This window comes from Fictibacillus nanhaiensis (genome assembly GCF_023715445.1).
Lineage (GTDB): Bacteria > Bacillota > Bacilli > Bacillales > Fictibacillaceae > Fictibacillus > Fictibacillus nanhaiensis_D.
On sequence record NZ_JAMBOD010000001.1, the window covers coordinates 822,439 to 835,419 of the forward strand.

General features: G+C 39.7%; 16 protein-coding genes and 1 other annotated feature. Of the genes, 2 read left to right on the forward strand and 14 right to left on the reverse strand.

Annotation, left to right across the window (positions count from 1 at the left end; all coding sequences use genetic code 11):
• The first annotated feature begins 20 nt into the window (after positions 1-20).
• Both M3196_RS04335 and M3196_RS04340 read left to right on the forward strand, forming a co-directional pair.
• Positions 21-1,163: an IscS subfamily cysteine desulfurase gene (locus tag M3196_RS04335; protein WP_251321724.1), complete on the forward strand. Its 1,143-nt coding sequence runs from the start codon at positions 21-23 to the stop codon at positions 1,161-1,163.
• A complete protein-coding gene (locus M3196_RS04340; RefSeq protein ID WP_251321003.1) occupies positions 1,160-1,690 on the forward strand; it encodes a transcription repressor NadR in 531 nt (176 codons plus the stop codon). The genes M3196_RS04335 and M3196_RS04340 overlap by 4 nt, the downstream gene beginning before the upstream one ends.
• 41 nt (positions 1,691-1,731) lie before the next feature.
• On the opposite strand, the gene M3196_RS04345 is transcribed toward M3196_RS04340, so the two are convergent.
• The 14 genes from M3196_RS04345 to M3196_RS04410 all read right to left on the reverse strand — a co-directional run bounded on the left by M3196_RS04345 (position 1,732) and on the right by M3196_RS04410 (position 12,976).
• Positions 1,732-2,178 carry an ACT domain-containing protein gene (locus M3196_RS04345; RefSeq protein ID WP_251321004.1) on the reverse strand — a complete coding sequence of 149 codons (447 nt, stop codon included), beginning with the start codon at positions 2,176-2,178 and terminating at the stop codon, positions 1,732-1,734.
• A gap of 446 nt (positions 2,179-2,624) precedes the next feature.
• Positions 2,625-3,911: a GTPase ObgE gene (obgE, locus tag M3196_RS04350; RefSeq protein ID WP_251321005.1), complete on the reverse strand. Its 1,287-nt coding sequence runs from the start codon at positions 3,909-3,911 to the stop codon at positions 2,625-2,627.
• An 18-nt stretch (positions 3,912-3,929) separates the two neighbouring features.
• Positions 3,930-4,466, reverse strand: a complete 537-nt coding sequence (locus M3196_RS04355) for a Spo0B domain-containing protein (protein ID WP_251321006.1) — start codon at positions 4,464-4,466, stop codon at positions 3,930-3,932.
• A gap of 218 nt (positions 4,467-4,684) precedes the next feature.
• Complete coding sequence (gene rpmA / locus M3196_RS04360) at positions 4,685-4,975, reverse strand: 50S ribosomal protein L27 (RefSeq protein WP_066291343.1); 291 nt, start codon at positions 4,973-4,975, stop codon at positions 4,685-4,687.
• The gene (locus M3196_RS04365) at positions 4,968-5,321 is read right to left on the reverse strand and encodes a ribosomal-processing cysteine protease Prp (protein WP_251321007.1); all 354 of its coding nucleotides are present in this window, start codon (positions 5,319-5,321) and stop codon (positions 4,968-4,970) included. The genes rpmA and M3196_RS04365 overlap by 8 nt, the downstream gene beginning before the upstream one ends.
• A gap of 5 nt (positions 5,322-5,326) precedes the next feature.
• Entirely contained in the window at positions 5,327-5,635 is a 309-nt protein-coding gene (gene rplU, locus M3196_RS04370; protein WP_066291353.1) for a 50S ribosomal protein L21, read from the reverse strand.
• 14 nt (positions 5,636-5,649) lie between these two features.
• Positions 5,650-5,723, reverse strand: a sequence feature (ribosomal protein L21 leader region).
• Positions 5,724-5,769: 46 nt separating this feature from the next.
• A complete protein-coding gene (locus M3196_RS04375; RefSeq protein WP_251321008.1) occupies positions 5,770-7,245 on the reverse strand; it encodes an Rne/Rng family ribonuclease in 1,476 nt (491 codons plus the stop codon).
• 42 nt (positions 7,246-7,287) lie between these two features.
• Positions 7,288-8,139: a site-2 protease family protein gene (locus tag M3196_RS04380; protein WP_251321009.1), complete on the reverse strand. Its 852-nt coding sequence runs from the start codon at positions 8,137-8,139 to the stop codon at positions 7,288-7,290.
• Positions 8,132-8,857, reverse strand: coding sequence for a M23 family metallopeptidase (locus tag M3196_RS04385; protein ID WP_251321010.1), 726 nt, complete (start codon positions 8,855-8,857; stop codon positions 8,132-8,134). The genes M3196_RS04380 and M3196_RS04385 overlap by 8 nt, the downstream gene beginning before the upstream one ends.
• Before the next feature lie 125 nt (positions 8,858-8,982).
• Entirely contained in the window at positions 8,983-9,777 is a 795-nt protein-coding gene (gene minD / locus M3196_RS04390) for a septum site-determining protein MinD (protein ID WP_251321011.1), read from the reverse strand.
• A gap of 15 nt (positions 9,778-9,792) precedes the next feature.
• Positions 9,793-10,470, reverse strand: coding sequence for a septum site-determining protein MinC (gene minC / locus M3196_RS04395; protein ID WP_251321012.1), 678 nt, complete (start codon positions 10,468-10,470; stop codon positions 9,793-9,795).
• Positions 10,471-10,533: 63 nt separating this feature from the next.
• Positions 10,534-11,052, reverse strand: coding sequence for a rod shape-determining protein MreD (gene mreD, locus M3196_RS04400; protein ID WP_251321013.1), 519 nt, complete (start codon positions 11,050-11,052; stop codon positions 10,534-10,536).
• Positions 11,052-11,924 (reverse strand): rod shape-determining protein MreC, encoded by an 873-nt coding sequence (mreC, locus tag M3196_RS04405; RefSeq protein WP_251321014.1) that lies wholly within the window; start codon positions 11,922-11,924, stop codon positions 11,052-11,054. The genes mreD and mreC overlap by 1 nt, the downstream gene beginning before the upstream one ends.
• Positions 11,925-11,938: 14 nt before the next feature.
• Positions 11,939-12,976 carry a rod shape-determining protein gene (locus M3196_RS04410; RefSeq protein WP_251321015.1) on the reverse strand — a complete coding sequence of 346 codons (1,038 nt, stop codon included), beginning with the start codon at positions 12,974-12,976 and terminating at the stop codon, positions 11,939-11,941.
• Positions 12,977-12,981: the final 5 nt, after the last annotated feature.

Sequence of the window (12,981 nt, forward strand, 5' to 3'; positions counted from 1 at the left end):
AGGTGATGACCTTGTTATATATGGATTATGCCGCAACTACACCTATGTCTGATAAAGCGATGAACGCCTATCTAGATACGGCAAAAAATTTTTATGAAAATACAGAAAGTCTTCATGACAGCGGACAGGATGCCCATGATCTTCTGGAGCATGCAAGGTCTGCTTTAGGGAAATTAACAGGAAGAGACCCAAGAGGAATCTATTTTACAGGGGGAGGATCGGATGGCAATTTTTTAGCCATCACTTCTTTAGCTCTTGGATCGAAAGAAAAAGGTAAGCATATCATCTCTTCGAACGTTGAGCATCCATCTGTTGATTACGCTCTTATATATTTGGAAACACAGGGATTTGAGGTTACTCGTATTCCTGTAGATGAAACAGGAAAAGTGACAAACAGGCAAATAGAAAATTATCTCCGTCGAGATACCATTCTTGCGACCATCCAGCATGTTAACAGTGAAACAGGGATTATTCAGGATCTCGAAGAACTTAAGCTTATTTTTAAGAAGAACGATATTTTATTTCACAGTGACTGTGTTCAATCATTTTTAAAACTGGATCCTGAACATTTTAATTCAATCTGTCTAGACTCTTATACAGTTTCTGCTCATAAAATACATGGTCCAAAAGGGACAGGTTCCGTCTATATATCACCTCAGGCACACATTTCACCCATTATTTCTGGCGTCACCCATGAACGAGGTTTTCGGCCTGGGACAATTGATCTCCCATCTATCGTTTCATTTGTGACGGCAGCTGAAGAAACGCTGCAGCTTCAGCAGGAAAATTATCAGCACGCAGCAGAAATGCGAAAAGAATTTATTTCGCTTATACTAATGAATAAAGATATCATATTTGAAGGCAGTTCAGAGGGATCCCCCTATATATTGCCGGTTAGGATAAAAGGATTAGAGGGTCAATTGGTTATGCAGGAGCTCAACCGAAGAAACATTGCTGTATCGACTGGATCAGCCTGCAAGAACGGCATGCAGTCACCTTCTAAAACCTTGCTTGCAATGGGCCGGAATATGAGCGAAGCGCATGGTCTTGTACGCGTATCTTTGAGCCGATATACAACCAAAGAACACATATATACCCTTTGCCATGCATTGAATGAGATCACAAAACAATTTTTATCAGATAGAGAGGTAGCTTTAAGATGAATTCAGCGGAAAAATTAAAAGGTGATGACAGAAGGCTGCAGCTTATAAAGTGGCTAAAAGAAGCTTCAGAGCCTCTTAGCGGATCATTGCTTGCGTCAAAAACGAATGTGAGCAGACAAGTAATTGTACAGGATATGTCACTTTTAAAAGCCAGCGGTGAGCCAATAATGGCCACTGCTCAAGGGTATATTTTTTTGAAACCCGCAAAAGAAAAATCTTTTTCTTGTGTGATAGCAGCAAATCATTCTCCTGACCAGACAATCGATGAATTAAATACGATTGTGGATCACGGAGTTACCGTCGATGATGTAACAGTTGAACACCCTGTTTATGGAGATATTAAAGCTTCACTCAAGCTGTCCAGCCGCAAAGATGTTGAGGATTTCATAAAACGTTTAAAAGAAACCCAGGCTTCTCTTTTAAGTGAGCTTACGGAAGGTGTACACATGCACACCTTGTCCTCTGATTCAAAAGAAAAAATTGACAATGCTTGCCATGCATTGCGTCAAAAAGGTTATTTATTATAGAAAAACAAAACCAGCAGATCCATTCTGCTGGTTTCTTATTTTTAAGCTCCTGTACCTACAACTTCTACTTTTTCAACGGTTTCCATTCTATTTAATGTTGCCAATAATTCTTTCATATCACCTTGCAGCATGTTTGTTTCAATGGTAAGCGTTATATGTGCGCGTCCTTGCAGCGGAATGGTTTGATTTATCGTCAGTACATTGCATCCTTGTGAGGCAACGACTGTTAGAAGACTTGAAAGAGCACCGGATCTGTCTTCAAGATGTATGGAAAGTGTAATAATCTTTTCTTTCACCATCGTATGAAACGGAAAAATTCCATCGCGGTACTTATAAAATGCGCTGCGGCTTAAACCTACTTTTTCCGCGGCTTCAGCTACAGTTTTAACTTTTCCGCGGTCTAATAATGATTTTGCTTCCAGCGCCTTTTGCATTGATTCTGACAGGACATCTTCTCTTACCATATAGTATTGTTTATCGTTTTTCATAAGAATTTCCTCCGGTGTAAATCTTACACTTATTATAATAAATCCAAAGGAAAATGTCTATTCCACATGGACACATTCACAAAAAATGGCTCTTTTTTAAGTGATTGTTTTTTAGTCACTTCGTTCACAAGTTTATTGGAGCTTAAGTAAGCATCCTGGAGCGGAAATCAACCCAAAGAGCTACAATGCTTATGAAAATTGCCTAAAACCCATAATGTAGGTTTGGTGCATAGAATAACTATTTTGGTGCATAGTGCGTCAAAATCAGCGCATAGAAAATGAAATTGCGCATAGATGTTTTTTTAGGAGCATAGAAAGGCAAATTCAGTTCATAGACCCTTATTATCGGTGAATAGAATGATCGACTTGGTGTATAGACTTCCACAAAATAAGAAAGGCCGACACCAAAAGATCACGTTACGTGCCCTTTTGGGTCAGCCCCTTGTTTAATCAATAAATTCAAATTCATACTTTAGAATTCTTACAACGTCTCCATGTTCTGCACCGCGGTCTCTCAACGCCTGGTCAACACCAAGTGTACGCATTTGGCGTGCAAACCTTTTTGTTGATTCTTCCCTTGAGAAATCTGTCATCTTGAACAATTTCTCAATTTTAGGACCATTAATAACAAACGTTCCATCTGAATCACGTGTAATGTAAAATCCTGCTTCTTCTTTTTCATGTTTATAAAGAACACGCTGCTGTTCCACCCCATCATCATGGATAAGAGGGAATTCCGGTGTTACCTCAAGAATATCAGCTGTCGCAAATAATACTTCTCGAATCCCTTGACGAGTAATAGCTGAAATAGGGAATACCTGAACGTCTTTCCCAACTTTTTCTTTAAACTCCGCCAGATTTTCTTCCGCTCCAGGAATATCCATCTTATTTGCAATAACAATTTGAGGGCGTTCCATCAATCTCATGTTGTACTGATTGAGTTCATCGTTGATTTTTATAAAATCATCATACGGATCGCGGCCTTCCATACCTGACATATCAATAACGTGAAGAATAACACGCGTTCTTTCAATATGACGCAGGAATTGATGTCCAAGCCCTACACCTTCATGGGCACCTTCAATCAATCCAGGCAAGTCAGCCATCACAAAGCTTCTGCCATCCTCAACAGCTACAACCCCCAAGTTAGGTGTAATTGTAGTGAAGTGGTAAGCTGCAATCTTAGGTTTAGCAGCTGATACGATAGATAAGAATGTTGATTTTCCTACGCTTGGAAACCCAACAAGTCCAACATCAGCTAATACTTTTAATTCTAATGTTACCTCACGCTCTTCACCTGGCTCGCCATTTTCTGCAATTTCAGGTGCAGGGTTTGCTGGTGTAGCAAAACGAATATTACCACGGCCGCCGCGGCCGCCCTTAGCGATAATCGCTTGCTGTTTATGGTGAACCAAATCTGCAATCGTTTCTCCAGTATTTGCGTCTGTTACAACAGTACCAGGAGGAACTTTTACGATCATATCTTCAGCCTTTTTACCATGCATGCCTTTAGACATACCATGTTCGCCTCGCGGAGCTTTAAAATGGCGATTATAACGGAAATCCATTAGTGTACGAAGTCCTTCTTCCACTTCAAAGATAACGTTTGCGCCCTTTCCTCCATCACCGCCGGCTGGACCGCCGTCCGGAACATATTTTTCACGACGGAACGCTACCATTCCGTTACCGCCGTCACCGGCTTTTAAATAAATTTTGACTTGATCGACAAACATTTAATTCTCCTCCTTTCATTAGGAAGTTAACTGAAATTCAAAATAACACTTATTCTCCTGAATATAGCTTTCGATGAGTACCATGCTTTTATGTGTTGAAAAAATTTTCTTCATTTTTTCGAGTGTATTCTCCTGATCGGAGAGATTACCCACAAATGTATAACTAACGATAAGATCTTCAGGTTCAAATGTAACAGTAAGTGAGTATTCCTCATATCCCGAAATTGAATTGTTCAGCACATCGCATAACTCATCCGTTGTATGTAACAATTCCTCTTCAAATAAACTAAAATCTCCGCTTTCACCCTTAACTTTTCCAAACAATTTTACCGGGTGCTTCAGCCAATTATAGGTTAGTAAGTACTCTGGTAAATTCGGGGTTTTCAGGTTAGAGATTCTGGATTCTTCCCGGGATAATTCAATCACTTCATTCATTATCTCCTTTGCCCGCTCCGTGCGGTTAAGGGACAGGTTTGCTTTAATAAGCTGAAGCTGGTTCAGCCAGTCATGCCTGGCATGGCGCAAAAGATCGACAGTCGTCCATTTTTTTGACATCATCGCACTCCTAGCCTTTCCTTTTAATAGGGCTATACCTTACACCAACAAATTTAGCGCAGTACTTAAACTTTGTCTACGACAAAAAGAAAATTTGGCTGACGCCAATCTTTATCCGCCAGCCTCAGTTGCCACTCATACTAAATTTTCCTAAAATCACTTTCCTATAGTACAAAGAAAAAACCCTAACCAATCTGGTTAGAGTTTTTATCTCCCTCTTACGCCTCTTGCGCGATTGGGTAAACACTTACCTTTTTGCGGTCACGGCCATAACGCTCGAAACGAACGATTCCGTCTACCTTAGCAAATAGAGTGTCATCTCCGCCTTTACCAACGTTTGTACCAGGATAGATCTTAGTACCGCGTTGACGGTAAAGAATTGAACCACCAGAAACGAATTGTCCGTCAGCACGCTTAGCGCCTAAACGCTTAGACTGTGAATCACGACCATTCTTTGTGCTACCTACCCCTTTTTTAGAGGCAAAGTATTGAAGGTTTAATTTAAGCATTCGTTGCACCTCCTTCATGTTCAGTCAATTTTATATACTCACTGTATCCTTCTTCAATCGAAGCAAGAGATACAATCATGCCTTCCAAAAGCAATTGCGTTTTTTGATAGGTTGAATCATTTAGATTATTCGGTACTTTGCACTTTAGAAATCCACCATCTTCATGAGTGGTCACTTCAGGCTCATAGCCGCAAAGCTTTTCAATAGCATTAATTGTACCGAACGACACGGCGGTTGCGGCTGCACAAACCAAATCTTGGCCATGTGGAGCAAAATCAGCGTGTCCTTCCATCGTAAACGAAAGTATGTTTTGATCGCTGTTTCTGAAAATAGAAACTGAAATCATGAGAATTACCCGTTAATCTTGTCAATCACAACTTTTGTGTATGGTTGACGGTGTCCTTGCTTACGACGATAGTTCTTCTTCGCCTTAAACTTGTAGACAACGACCTTCTCGCCACGACCGTGTTTTTCAACTTTTGCCGTAACTGTAGCACCTTCAACTAAAGGAGCTCCTACTTTCAAGCTGTCTCCACCGACCATCAATACATCTTCAAATGTAACTGTTTCACCAGCTTCAACATCTAGTTTTTCAACATAGATTGCTTGACCTTCTTCAACTCGAACTTGCTTACCACCAGTTTGAATAATTGCGTACATCAACGTGCACCTCCTCTTATACTCAGACTCGCCATCCTAGGTGTATATAAAATACTTAAAAACCTAGTCTGTGCGGTTGGAGCGGGTGCTCCAAACACTAACGAAAAAAGGATACCATGTTTGGCACCCTTGTGTCAATCTGAATCTTTTAGCATTCGCTTTTTTAAGTCAGTATTTGTACCTGTCTGCCTGACGGTAATTTCACGATTTGATGGGCCAGGTGTTATCAGTAAAGTAATATCATATCTTTTCTCAATAACAGAAAGCTTTTCCGAATCTTTGTTGAGCCAGTCTGCAAAATATGACGGCGCTTCGATCCATAGCGCTTCATCAACATGATACTTATACTCCATAGCTATTCGTTCAAGCTCATAATAAAATGTTTCCGGACGAAGCAGGCGGCCGTCCATTATGTCGCCTTGTTGTTTAACGGCAAGAGTCTCTAATAATGAAGGACGTTCTTTTTTTCTTGTCAGCTCAAACAAACCCATTTTTGTGAAACCATATAGGATGATGGTTGAGGAATCTTTTTTTGTTTCTTCTTTCATGGCTTCCAGAACCTTTTCTTTATCTGCATTTGACTGCATGGTAATAAAATCGATAACGATCATTCCGGCAAAATTACGCAATCGGAGCTGTCTCATAATTTCTTTTGCGGCTAAAAGGTTTGTCTCGAGTACAGTTTTAGAACGGTCTTTTTTTCCCGTAAACTTTCCGGTATTCACATCAATAACTGTTAAAGCTTCTGTTGCATTAATAAAAAGAGAAGCACTATTTTTCAGCCATACATGGGGTGATAAGCTTTTTTGAATCTCTATATCAACTCCATACTTTTTGAATATCGGTTCTTTCTCATTATAAAGTCTAATGTTATATGTTACGGGGTACGTAGATGCGTACTCTTTAATTTGTGAATAAACGTCAGGATCATCCACAATAATCTCATCAATAGCGGGATTAAGCCACCTTTCTAAAGATGTGTAATAAAAAGGAGGGCGGATAATTAAACTGGGAGTTTTTTTCCCCGCGGCCATTTTCTCAACATTTATAAATTGTTTTTTTAAGCCGTTTAATTCCAGAGCCATTTCATTTTCAGGAAAGGTTTCACAGCCTGTTCGAATAATCATTCCATCCTGACCATCTGATTGTTCATAGCCCCATTTTAATAAAACATCCCGCTCTGATTCTTTTATTTTTTTTGAAACACCCACATGCGGAGTATATGGAAAATATACGAGAAGATGTCCTGTAAATGACAGCAGGGCAGTTAATTTCGCACCTTTATCGCCACTTTCCTCTTTCGCAACTTGTACCAGTACAGATTCTCCCTCTTTTATAAGATTAGATATGGATGTCTGTCTTTTGTTTTCGTTCGATAACCGCTGAAATGCAGGCAGGTCATCTTTATGAAGAAACCCATTCTTATTCGTGCCAATATCTACAAAGACAGCCTGCATTCCCGGAAGAACTTTTTGTACTCTTCCTTTATATATACTTCCTGCCGAAGGTTTATCACTTGGTCTTTGATACACGCATTCTACAAGCTTACCATTATTAAGGAGCGCCGTTCTTTTTTCCATTCCTGCTGCATTAATTACTATTTGTTGCATCCTGAAATTCACATCTCCCTGTACATCTATCGTTTCTTTATTTTAACGAAAAACGTGACCAATTGCACATTCAGGAGAATGCTTATTAAAATAGGCTTCTAATAGGTCCTTTTCATTCAACGTTAGTGGCTTCTGATCTTTTACAACAATAGTGTGCGAGAATCCTTTTATAAAATGGTGGGTAACTTTTGATAAAGACATTGCCGGGGATACGATCAGTGTGCGAGTCCGATAGGAAGGCTGTTGCTGCATCTTACTTAACAAAAAGCGCATAAAAACATAGTGTCTTCTTCTCCATTCAAGGATATGGGCGGCTGCCAGGAAGACACATATTACCCATAGATTTAAATGTTTAGGCTGCATGTATAGCTGCCAAGCTCCCCCTGCTAACATAAAGGAACCAGACCATAGTAAAAATTGGCGCTGTGCTAATTTAAATGGGACCCATCTGGTAAATAATGCAAAAGCGATCTTCCCGCCATCCAAAGGCCAGATAGGCAATAAATTGAATGTGAATAAAGTGAGATTTAAAAACAAGAACCAGGAAAAATCAGCTGGAGATATCACCTCCAAACTGTTAAGCATAGCTGCCAGTCCAGTCATCCATACATGCTGCAACGGACCAAGGACAGCTACCCAAATCTCTTCATGAAATGGCCGTGTGCCGTGTTCCTCTACCACTGCTGCACCTCCAAAAGGAAGCAGGTCAATTCTGGATATTCTCCATTTAAAAAGATGGGCCCCGGCAAAATGACCCATCTCATGTATAAGCACAACGAAAAACCATATAATAATTTCTCTAAAATGACCAGTAAAAACTGCACCGAAGATAACGATCCAGAAAGCCGGATTCACTTTTATTTTTCGGATAAATTGATAGATCAAGTTAATCAATATCAATCACCTTGCTAGGATCGATAAAGCTTTTGTCTTTTTTGATCGCAAAATAAAATTTCCCGGTTTTTCCGCCGTCATTTTCTGATACTTTACCTAAACGTGTTCCGCTCTCTACATAATTATAAAGTTTTATGGATTTATCGATTTCTTTTAGATCACCGTACCAAGACTCCTGTTCATCAGAATGCTGAATAATAACGGTGTACCCAAGATCCTCTTTTTTTCCTGCAAAAACAATGTATCCATCTTTTGCAGTTTCTACAAACTCTTCCTTGTTTCCGGTTTCTATCCAGATTCCTTTTCCATTTGTACTGAAAGTCTCATATACCTTTCCATCAGCAGGAACGGCAAATACCTCACTAGCTTCCTCTGGCTGTTTCTTGACCACTTTATCTTTTGGAAGCAAAGCAAGAGGCTTTCCGAATTGTTCTTCATACCAATCTTTTGCTGCAGCAAACTGGAACTCATCTTGATAAATCTGTTTAATAAAATTTTGCGCTTTAGCCGTTTGCTCACCAGTATTTTTAAAGATAATGCCTACGATTAAAAATAGAATGATTGAAAACATGACCTGCATTAATATGGCATGACGGTTAAATAGAGGATGATTCTTTTCCGACCCGTCTCTTGCAAGAGGTGTTCCTTTTTCTTTAAAACTTCCCTTTTTTGATATGTTCCCATATTTCTTTCGGATTTCATCTGCTCTATTTTTCATACCCGTTCCCCCATTTTTATCATATATGTACATCCTATGACTTGTCCGGAGCAGATATGAGTAAAATGAGAGCCAGGCTTAGAGGAACAACAAAAACAAAAAAACATTGGCCCATAGCCAATGTTTTATTTCATTCCTAATAATGTTTTGATCTTGCCAAAGAAGCCTTTTTCTTCTTCTAATGACAATAGAGGAACTGATTCTCCCAAAATTCTTCTTGCTATATTCCGGTAAGCAATGGAGGCTTTAGAATCCGGCTGTATAGCAACAGGTTCACCTTTATTAGCTGCCTTAATTACGTTTTCGTCATCTACGACTACTCCTAGCAGTTCAATCGAGAGTACAGAAACAATCTCGTCAACATCCAGCATATCACCGCTTTTTGCAAGGTGGTTCCGCAGTCTGTTTACGATTAGTTTAGGTGCTTCTACATCTTCTTGCTCAAGCAAACCGATAATCCGATCAGCATCACGAACCGATGATATTTCAGGATTAGTTACAACAATCGATTTATCTGCACCAGCAACAGCATTTTTGAAGCCTTGTTCAATACCAGCAGGACAGTCAATGATCACATAGTCATAATCTTGTTTTAATTCCTGCACAATTTTCTTTACTTGCTCTGGCTGGATTGAAGATTTGTCTTTTGTTTGAGCTGCAGGAAGCAGATACAAACATTCAAAACGTTTATCTTTGATCAAAGCCTGGTTTAATTTACAGCGTTCATCTGCAACATCTACTAGATCATAAATGATTCTGTTTTCGAGTCCCATTAATACGTCAAGGTTACGCAATCCAATATCGGTATCCACGAGACATACTTTTTTCCCAGAAAGAGCTAGAGCAGTCCCAATATTGGCAGAAGTCGTCGTTTTACCGACTCCACCTTTCCCAGACGTAATGACAATCGCTTCTCCCATGCTTCATTCCCCTTTCTATACCAAGCTGTTCAACGCCGGTCTAAGTCGATGAACAGCACTGATCCGATCAATCCGGATCTGTTGTTCTTCTTTGGATATGTAAGCAAACTCCATCTCATTTCCTAAATCCGGATAAGAGTCGGGTGCTCTATTAATATGGTGTGCAATCCTTAGCTGAGAAGGTTTCATGACAGAGGCAGCAATTATTGCTTCTTCATTCCCTTTACTTCCGGAATGTGCAATTCCTTTTAAAGCACCCATAATATAAATGTTACCGGTGGCCATTACGGTTCCCCCGGGATTAACATCCCCTATTAATAAAAGGTCTCCTTGTATATCTAAAACCTGTCCTGACCTTATAATTTTTGAAACGGTTACAACTTGTGCATCTTTTCTCATTTCCTCAGCATCTGCTTTGGTGATAACGTCTGATTCTATTTTTTCTAAGATCAGATTCTCTTTTTGTTTTAAAACTTCCCGCAATTTCTCTTCCTGCTCAGCAGAAATGTATCTCTTTCCTGCTTTCACTTTTACAGAAATAACTGGACCGTTCAGCAATTGTCCACTGTTTGCAGTTAATTTATCATAGAGTTCCTCTATAATATTATCAAAGGAACATTTATCATCCAACAACAAAATGAGGCCGTCTTTTGTACCTTTAATCGTTACGTTGTGCTGCAGTTTCTGTACCATTGCCATTGTTCACCTCAACGTACTAACATTCGACAGCTAGGTCTAAATTCCTCTTTGCTGCTGTTAGTTTTCTTTTAGAGTATCCTTCAGCAGATTTAACTGCTTATCATATGGATAATAAATGAGTATCGCAAAGAAACCGTTTAAGATGAGGGTAGGCAACAATCTTTTATAAAGAAACAGGTCGATCATTTGATTGCTGATCCCGATCAGGCTGTTTAAACCGTAAACAAAAAACTCCAGGATAGACACGCCAACAATGGAAAGAAGCAATGTAACAATCAGATTTCCGAAAAGATATCTTGAGAATACCGAAGTAATATAAGCCGTTGCAGCCATTGAGAATAAATAAACTCCGATTATATCCGTATAGAGCAAATCAGTAAGAAGCCCAAACGCTAATCCATAGACAAGTCCATAAGTTGTATTTAGGTACATTGCAATAAATAGGATCATCACCATAGAAAAGCGAGGAATAAATTGCCATTCCATACTGTTTTCTTGAGGCAGTAAAGCTTGCATTAATGAACTTTCACTTATGAAAGCTAAATAGATAAGAAAAGGAAGAAGGATCTTTTTCATCATTCTTCCTCCTTTTCTTTTAAACTTTCATCTACTGCTGGCATCTCTCTTTCGAGCACCATCACATGATCCAAATCATACAGGTCAGCTGAAGGTTTTAAGTAAGCCGTTTGGGTTAAACCAACTTCATCTGGTTCGATATCAACCACTTCTCCAATAAGCAGGTTAGGAGGAAAGACATCACCGAGACCAGATGTAATGACCTTTTGGCCTTTCTTAATCTTTGCGTCTACTGGAATCTTTTTAAAAAGCAAAGCCTGTCGTTTAGGGTCGTATCCTTCTATCGTTCCAAAAATATTTCGTTCCCCTTGGACAATAGCAGAAAAACGGTTTGTCCGATCGTTGTCGCTAATGAGCTGAACCGTTGATTGAAACAAGGAAACGTTCGTCACCTTACCAATAAATCCCTGTGGAGATATAACTGCCATCTTTGGCTTGATCCCGTCTTTTTCCCCTTTATTGATATAAATGAATTGGTTCCATTGATCAGGCGAACGGCCAATAACAGTTGCTTCTCTCACCTTGAAATCAGTAAGATCTTCTTCTTTATCCAGCTGTGCTTTTAAAGTTTCATTTGTTTTCTTTACTTCCTCGTACTGTACATATAATTTTGCGTACTCATCTAACCTTGCTTTTAACATTTGATTCTCTTTGTAAAGCTGTTTCATTTCAGCTAAATTCTCAAAGAAACCCGCTATTGTATTAGCGGGTTTATAGAAAATCGTTTGTGTTAGTCCTGCAGAATCTTTTAAAAACTGTTCAGGTAAGGTTAGGCTTTCCCTTTTTTTCATCGAAAAACCAATCAAAGCTACTAGAATAATAATACTTACTAGCAGAATGATAAGGCGTTTATTCGAAAAAAAATGTGGCATGAAAATACACCTACTTACTTGGATTTAGATCTAGAAGTTATACCAGCTTTGGATTTGAAAAGGTGCAGATTTTCAAGCGCACGGCCAGTTCCTACGGCTACACAATCCAATGCGTTTTCCGCCACGATAACAGGCATTTTTGTCTCTTCACTAATCACTTTATCCAAGTTTCTCAATAAAGCTCCTCCACCTGTTAGAACGATGCCGCGATCCATAATATCAGCAGCAAGCTCCGGCGGGGTTTTTTCAAGAGTTACCTTTACAGCATCCATAATACTGTTGACCGTATCACGCAACGCGCTGGAAACTTCTTCCGCCGTTATCGTAATCGTTTTTGGAAGACCTGTCAACAAATCACGCCCACGGATATCCATATCTTCAATGCCATCTGGCGTCCCAGCTGAACCTATATCAAGTTTAAGAGTTTCTGCTGTTCTCTCACCGATCATTAAGTTGTAAGTCTTCTTAATGTACGCGATAATTGCGTCATCCATTTCATCACCAGCAATACGAATAGACTGGCTGGTTACAATTCCTCCAAGAGAGATAATCGCAACTTCTGTTGTACCTCCGCCGATATCAACAACCATACTTCCAGTCGGCTCCCAAACAGGCAGATCCGCACCGATTGCTGCAGCAAACGGCTCTTCAATCGTATATGCTTCCCGTGCACCCGCTTGCTTTGTAGCATCTTCAACAGCACGTTTTTCAACTGCTGTAATTCCAGAAGGAACACAAACCATTACATAAGGCTTACGAGCAAATACAGAACGGTTCTTTTGTGCCTGCTGAATAAAATACTTCATCATTGTTGCCGTTGTTTCAAAGTCGGCAATTACCCCGTCCTTCATCGGTCTAACAGCAACGATATTCCCTGGGGTACGGCCAATCATATTTTTAGCAGCATTACCTACTGCTTCAATTGAACCTGTGTCAGTACGCAAAGCAACAACGGAAGGTTCACGCACAACAACACCCTTGCCCTTCACGTAAACAAGTGTGTTTGCAGTTCCTAAATCAATTCCTAAATCTCTTGAAAATCCACCAAACATTTATG

What these genes read in the sequence shown, in the direction of transcription:
- M3196_RS04335 (WP_251321724.1), top strand. Translation starts at nt 21, where the DNA reads ATGGATTATGCCGCAACTACACCTATGTCTGATAAAGCGATGAACGCC.
- M3196_RS04340 (WP_251321003.1), top strand. Translation starts at nt 1,160, where the DNA reads ATGAATTCAGCGGAAAAATTAAAAGGTGATGACAGAAGGCTGCAGCTT.
- M3196_RS04345 (WP_251321004.1), bottom strand. Translation starts at nt 2,178, where the DNA reads ATGAAAAACGATAAACAATACTATATGGTAAGAGAAGATGTCCTGTCA.
- obgE (WP_251321005.1), bottom strand. Translation starts at nt 3,911, where the DNA reads ATGTTTGTCGATCAAGTCAAAATTTATTTAAAAGCCGGTGACGGCGGT.
- M3196_RS04355 (WP_251321006.1), bottom strand. Translation starts at nt 4,466, where the DNA reads ATGTCAAAAAAATGGACGACTGTCGATCTTTTGCGCCATGCCAGGCAT.
- rpmA (WP_066291343.1), bottom strand. Translation starts at nt 4,975, where the DNA reads ATGCTTAAATTAAACCTTCAATACTTTGCCTCTAAAAAAGGGGTAGGT.
- M3196_RS04365 (WP_251321007.1), bottom strand. Translation starts at nt 5,321, where the DNA reads ATGATTTCAGTTTCTATTTTCAGAAACAGCGATCAAAACATACTTTCG.
- rplU (WP_066291353.1), bottom strand. Translation starts at nt 5,635, where the DNA reads ATGTACGCAATTATTCAAACTGGTGGTAAGCAAGTTCGAGTTGAAGAA.
- M3196_RS04375 (WP_251321008.1), bottom strand. Translation starts at nt 7,245, where the DNA reads ATGCAACAAATAGTAATTAATGCAGCAGGAATGGAAAAAAGAACGGCG.
- M3196_RS04385 (WP_251321010.1), bottom strand. Translation starts at nt 8,857, where the DNA reads ATGAAAAATAGAGCAGATGAAATCCGAAAGAAATATGGGAACATATCA.
- minD (WP_251321011.1), bottom strand. Translation starts at nt 9,777, where the DNA reads ATGGGAGAAGCGATTGTCATTACGTCTGGGAAAGGTGGAGTCGGTAAA.
- minC (WP_251321012.1), bottom strand. Translation starts at nt 10,470, where the DNA reads ATGGTACAGAAACTGCAGCACAACGTAACGATTAAAGGTACAAAAGAC.
- mreD (WP_251321013.1), bottom strand. Translation starts at nt 11,052, where the DNA reads ATGAAAAAGATCCTTCTTCCTTTTCTTATCTATTTAGCTTTCATAAGT.
- mreC (WP_251321014.1), bottom strand. Translation starts at nt 11,924, where the DNA reads ATGCCACATTTTTTTTCGAATAAACGCCTTATCATTCTGCTAGTAAGT.
- M3196_RS04410 (WP_251321015.1), bottom strand. Translation starts at nt 12,976, where the DNA reads ATGTTTGGTGGATTTTCAAGAGATTTAGGAATTGATTTAGGAACTGCA.